The sequence below is a fragment of the Kitasatospora sp. NPDC057542 genome (assembly GCF_042801945.1).
GTDB lineage: Bacteria > Actinomycetota > Actinomycetes > Streptomycetales > Streptomycetaceae > Kitasatospora.
This window is the reverse complement of sequence record NZ_JBHVFE010000545.1, coordinates 1-5,468: the sequence shown is the minus strand read 5'-3', so window position 1 is coordinate 5,468 and position 5,468 is coordinate 1. Positions and strand designations below refer to the sequence as shown.

Genomic DNA, 5,468 nt, shown 5'->3' with positions numbered 1-5,468 from the left:
GGTCCGGGTGCGTGACGGCGCACCCGGACGGGCGCATGCACGGGGCGTCAGACCAGGCTGTCCCGCCAGGCCCGGTGGAGGGCGGCGAAACGGCCGGAGCCGTCGATCAGCTCCTGCGGGGAGCCGTCCTCCACGATCCGGCCCTGATCCATCACCAGGACACGGTCGGCGATCTCCACGGTGGACAGCCGGTGGGCGATGATCACGGCCGTCCGGCCGGCCAGCACGGTGCGCATCGCCCGCTGCACGGCCTGCTCCCCGGGGACGTCCAGTGAGCTGGTCGCCTCGTCCAGGATCAGCACCGCCGGGTCGGCCAGCAGGGCGCGGGCGAAGGCCACCAGCTGGCGCTGGCCGGCCGAGATCCGGCCGCCGCGCTTGCGCACGTCGGTGTCGAAGCCGTCCGGCAGGGCGGCGACGAACTCGTACGCGCCGATGTCGCGGGCGGCCTGCTCGACCTCCTCGCGGGTGGCGCCGGGGCGGCCGATCGCGATGTTCTCGGCGACGGTGCCGGAGAACAGGAAGGACTCCTGGGTCACCATCACCACCCCGCGCCGCAGCTCGGGGGTGGCCAGGTCGCGCAGGTCCACGCCGTCCAGCCGGATGCGGCCGTCGGTCGGGTCGTAGAAGCGGGCCAGCAGCTTGGCGACCGTCGACTTGCCCGCGCCGGTCGCGCCGACCACCGCGACCGTCTGACCGGCCGGGATCAGCAGGTCGAAGGGCGGCAGCACCTCCTTGCCGGTCCGGTAGGCGAAGCGGGTCGCCTCGAAGGAGACCTCACGGCCCTTGCGGGCCTCTCCGCCGGCCTCCGCCGGCCCGGCCTCCGGCAGCTCGACGGGCTCGGCCGGCTCGGCGACGGTCGGCTCGTGGGCGAGCAGGCCGGCGATCTTCTCCAGGGCGGCGGCGGCCGACTGGTAGCTGTTCAGGAACATCGCCAGCTGGTCGATCGGGTCGAAGAGCCGGCGCAGGTAGAGCGCGAAGGCGGTGAGCACGCCCAGCTCCAGCGCGTCGTCCACGACCAGGTAGGCGCCGAGCAGCACCACGCCGGTGGTCCACACGTTGGCGGTGGCGCGGGAGAGGCCGACGTAGCGGGCGATCTCCAGCAGGCCGTCCGCGGTCGCGGTGGCGGACTGCCCGTTGACCACGGCGAAGGCGGCGTCGTTGGCCTTCTCCCGGCGGAAGGCCTGCACCGGGCGGATGCCGTTCATGGTCTCGGTGAAGCGGACGATCAGCGAGGCTGCCGACGTGCGCGAGCGCCGGTAGACCCGGCGGGAGCGGTGGCGGAAGGAGCGGACGATCAGGGCCAGCGGCACGAAGGCCGCCAGCGAGACCAGGCCGAGCTGCCAGTCCAGCGCCAGCAGCAGCACCGCGATGTAGCAGACCGACAGGAAGACCGTCAGCAGCTCCTGCAGGCCCTCGGAGAGCAGCTCGCGCAGCGCGTCGATGTCGCTGGTGGCGCGGGAGATGATCCGGCCCGAGGTGTAGCGCTCGTGGAAGTCCAGGCTGAGCCGCTGGGCGTGCCGGAAGATCCGGCCGCGCAGCTCCAGCACGATGTCCTGGTTGATCCGGGCGCTGATCTTGATGAACACCCACTGCAACACCGGGCTGAGCAGCGCGCAGAACAGGTAGGCCGCGACGACCGCGATCAGCGGGCCGGAGTCGTGCTCGCGCAGCGCCGGGATGCCGCGGTCCATCGCCACCGCGACCAGCAGCGGCCCGGACTGGAGCGCGGCCTGCTGGACCAGGATCACCACCATCGCGATGGTGATCCGGGCCCGGTGCGGGCCGAGCAGCGAGCGCAGCAGCGCCCGGGGCGCGCCCGGCGGGACGGGGATGTCCTCCTCGTCGGCGGGCGGCGCGGGCAGCTCCTCCTCGGCCGCCGCGGCGGGCTCGGCCTTCGTGGGTTCGGCGGTGGTGGTCATGCGCTGCTCCCCTCGGGCACCAGGACGGCCTCGCCCGACATGAGTTCTCGGTAGTGCGCGCAGTCGCGCAGCAGCTCCTGGTGGGTGCCGACGGCCTCGATCCGGCCGTCCGCCAGCACCGCGACCCGGTCGGCGAGCAGCACGGTGCTGGGGCGGTGGGCGACCACCAGGGCGGTGGTGGTGCCGAGGACCTCGCGCAGCGCCCGCTCGACCAGGGCCTCGGTGTGCACGTCCAGGGCGGAGAGCGGGTCGTCCAGCACCAGGAAGGCCGGGTCGCCGACCACGGCGCGGGCCAGCGCGAGGCGCTGGCGCTGGCCGCCGGACAGGCTCAGGCCCTGTTCGCCGACCTCGGTGTCCGGGCCCTGCGGGAGCTTCTCGACGAAGCCGGCCTGGGCGGTGGCGAGGGCGGTGCGCAGCTGCTCCTCGCCGGCGCCCGGGGCGCCCATCAGGACGTTCTCCCGGACGGTGGCGGAGAACAGGGTGGGCTCCTCGAAGGCGACCGCGACGAGTTCGCGCAGCCGCTGCCGGGGCAGTTCGCGGATGTCCCGCCCGTCCAGCGTGATGGTGCCGGCGGTGGCCTCGTACAGCCGGGGGAGCAGTGCGGTGAGCGTGGTCTTGCCACTGCCGGTGGCGCCGACCAGGGCCATCGTCTCGCCGCTGCGGATGTGCAGGTCGATGCCGGCCAGCAGGTCGGGGCTGTCCTCGGGGGCGTCGGGGTAGCGGAAGCGGACGCCGGTGAGGCGGATGCCGTCCGGGGCGGCGAGCTCGGCGGCGGTGCCCGGGTCGGGGGTGTCCGGCTCGTCCAGCACCTCGAAGAAGCGGTCGGTGGCGGTGGCCGCCTCGTTGGCGTAGGCGAGCAGCCAGCCGAGCGACTCGACCGGCCAGCGCAGCGCGAGCGCCGTGGAGAGGAAGGCGACCAGGGCGCCGGCGCTCAGCTCGTCGTGGGCCACCAGGTAGGCGCCGACGGCGAGGGCGCAGGCGAGCGCGATCTCCGGCAGGCCGACGATGACCGCCCAGAGGTTGGCGAGCAGGTGCGCCTTGCGCAGCTCGGTGCGGCGCAGCTCCTGGGACTGGGCGCGGAAGCGCTCGGCCATCGAGCGGTGGCGGCCGAAGGCCTTGAGGATGCGGATGCCGAGGACGGACTCCTCGACCACGGTGGCGATGTCCCCGTTCTGGTCCTGGGCGAGCCGGGCGGCGCCGGAGTAGCCGGACTCGAAGCGCCGGGTGAGCACGAACAGCGGGATGACCGGTGCCAGGGCGATCAGCGCGAGCCGCCAGTCCTGGGTGAACATCACCACGGTGCCGACCAGGAACATCACCGAGTTGACGATCAGGAAGACCAGCGGGAAGGCCAGGAACAGCCGCATGGTGTACATGTCGGCGGTGGCCCGGGAGAGCAGCTGGCCGGAGCCCCAGCGGTCGTGGAAGGAGACCGGCAGCCGCTGGAGCTTGGCGAAGAGGTCCCCGCGCATTGCCGTCTCCAGCCCTGCCAGCGGGCGGGCCAGCACCACCCGGCGGGTGTAGAACAGTGCGGACTCGACCAGGCCGAGGACCAGCAGCAGGCCGACCAGCGGCCAGAGGCCGGCCAGGTCGTGCTCGGCGAGCGGGCCGTCCACGATCAGGCCGAGGACCACCGGGACGGCGAGGGTGCTCAGCATGCCGAGCGTGGCGGCCGTCACCGAGACGGCCAGCCGGCCGCGGACGGCGCGGGCGTACGGCCACAGGCGCAGCAGGGATCGGACCGCGGAGTGCCGCGGTCCGGGCCCGGCCGGCCCGGCGCCGTCGGTTCGGGGGCTTTCCGGGGTCGGGCTCTCGGGGTCTTGTCTGTTCTCGGCCATCGCGGTGAGAGTAGGCAGAGATCCCGTCACTTCTCATCCGGTTTTTCACCCCTGACGGCGGCGTCCGGCGAGAACCGGCCACCCGAACGGGCGGGGCCGGGCGTGATGCGCGGGGCGCGCGCGGCCGTTCGTGCGGGGAGGAGTGCGCCGTGCGCCTCTTGCGGGCGCCCGCCGATCGGCCGATGACATCTCCTGACGGATGCTCAGTGACATGCGAGTGACAGGAGTGCGCAGATGACGGTCGAAGCCGAACCCACCCCCGGACCCGGCACCGCAACCGTGCACGTGCGGGCCCGGCTCAGCCTCAGCACGACCGCGGCGCGGAACCTGGCGACGACGACCAAGTCGAAGCCGCAGATGCAGGAGATCACCTCCCGCTGGCTGCTGAAGATGCTGCCGTGGGTGCAGGTCAGCGCGGGTACCTACCGGGTCAACCGGCGGCTGAGCTACGCCCCCGGGCGCGGCCGGGTGAGCTTCGCGAAGACCGGCTCGGCGGTGACCGTGATCGCCCCCTCGCTGGCCGAGGTGCCGGTGCTGCGCGGATACGAGGACGAGGAGGTGCTGACCGAGCTGGCCCGCCGGTTCGTGCAGCGGGACTTCGCGCAGGGCGACGTGCTGGTGCAGGAGGGGGCGCCGGTCGAGGAGGTGCTCCTGATCGCGCACGGCAAGGTGGACCGGATCGGCACCGGCAAGTACGGCGAGCAGGCCGTGCTCGGCTCGCTCGCGGACGGCGACCCCATCGGCGACGCGGCGATCACCGAGGGCGGCGGCAGCTGGCCGTACACCGTGAAGGCGAGCACTGCCGGGGTCGCGATGGTGCTGTCCTGGCCGGTGCTCCAGGAACTGATCGGCCGCTCCGAGTCGCTGCGCGAGCAGCTGCTCGGCTTCGCCGCCGACGCCGCCCAGGCGCAGAACGGCCACGGGGAGGCGGAGATCGACCTCTCGGCCGGCCACCGGGGCGAGTACGAGCTGCCCGGCGCCTTCGTGGACTACGAGTTGAGGCCGCGCGAGTACGAGCTGAGCGTCGCGCAGACCGTCCTCAAGGTGCACACCCGGGTCGCGGACCTCTACAACAAGCCGATGAACCAGACCGAGGAGCAGCTGCGGCTGACCATCGAGGCCCTGCGGGAGCGGCAGGAGCACGAGCTCGTCAACAACCCGGAGTTCGGCCTGCTCGGCAACGCCGACTTCGACCAGCGGATCCAGAGCCGCACCGGGGCGCCCACCCCGGACGACCTGGACGAGCTGCTGAGCATGCGCCGCGACACCGACTACCTGTTCGCCCACCCGCGCGCGATCGCGGCCTTCGAGCGGGAGTGCAACCGGGCCGGCGTCTACCCGGCCACCGTCGACGTGCTCGGCAAGCAGCGGCCGACCTGGCGCGGGGTGCCGATCTTCCCGTGCAACAAGATCCCGGTGTCCGACCAGCAGACCAGCGCGTTCATCGCGATGCGTGTCGGTGAGGACAACCAGGGCGTGGTCGGCCTCACCCAGATCAACATCCCGGACGAGGTGGAGCCGGGCCTGAACGCTCGGTTCATGGGCATCGACGAGAAGGCGGTCGCCTCGTACCTGGTCAGCACCTACTACTCGGCGGCGGTGCTGGTGCCGGACGCGATCGGCGTGCTGGAGAACGTCGAGCTCGGGCGCGCCCAGAGCTGATCCGGGGGCGTGTCTAGGCGGAGCGGGCGGGCGCGCGCAGCAGCTGCAG

General features: G+C 73.0%; 3 protein-coding genes. 1 reads left to right on the top strand and 2 read right to left on the bottom strand.

Features of this window, described 5'->3' with window-relative positions:
* Nucleotides 1-47: 47 nt before the first annotated feature.
* Together ACFU7Y_RS39085 and ACFU7Y_RS39080 are read right to left on the bottom strand one after the other, a co-directional pair.
* Nucleotides 48-1,919, bottom strand: a complete 1,872-nt coding sequence (locus ACFU7Y_RS39085; RefSeq protein WP_224276833.1) for an ABC transporter ATP-binding protein — start codon at nt 1,917-1,919, stop codon at nt 48-50.
* Entirely contained in the window at nt 1,916-3,757 is a 1,842-nt protein-coding gene (locus ACFU7Y_RS39080; RefSeq protein WP_380771206.1) for an ABC transporter ATP-binding protein, read from the bottom strand. Before ACFU7Y_RS39080 ends, ACFU7Y_RS39085 begins: the two co-directional genes overlap by 4 nt.
* Nucleotides 3,758-3,991: 234 nt before the next feature.
* Between ACFU7Y_RS39080 and ACFU7Y_RS39075 the strand changes: the two genes are divergently transcribed.
* Nucleotides 3,992-5,419, top strand: coding sequence for a family 2B encapsulin nanocompartment shell protein (locus ACFU7Y_RS39075; protein WP_224276831.1), 1,428 nt, complete (start codon nt 3,992-3,994; stop codon nt 5,417-5,419).
* Nucleotides 5,420-5,468: the final 49 nt, after the last annotated feature.

Bases quoted from the DNA above. Each gene is read 5' to 3' on its own strand.
- ACFU7Y_RS39085 (WP_224276833.1), bottom strand. From the start codon at position 1,919: ATGACCACCACCGCCGAACCCACGAAGGCCGAGCCCGCCGCGGCGGCC.
- ACFU7Y_RS39075 (WP_224276831.1), top strand. From the start codon at position 3,992: ATGACGGTCGAAGCCGAACCCACCCCCGGACCCGGCACCGCAACCGTG.
- ACFU7Y_RS39080 (WP_380771206.1), bottom strand. From the start codon at position 3,757: ATGGCCGAGAACAGACAAGACCCCGAGAGCCCGACCCCGGAAAGCCCC.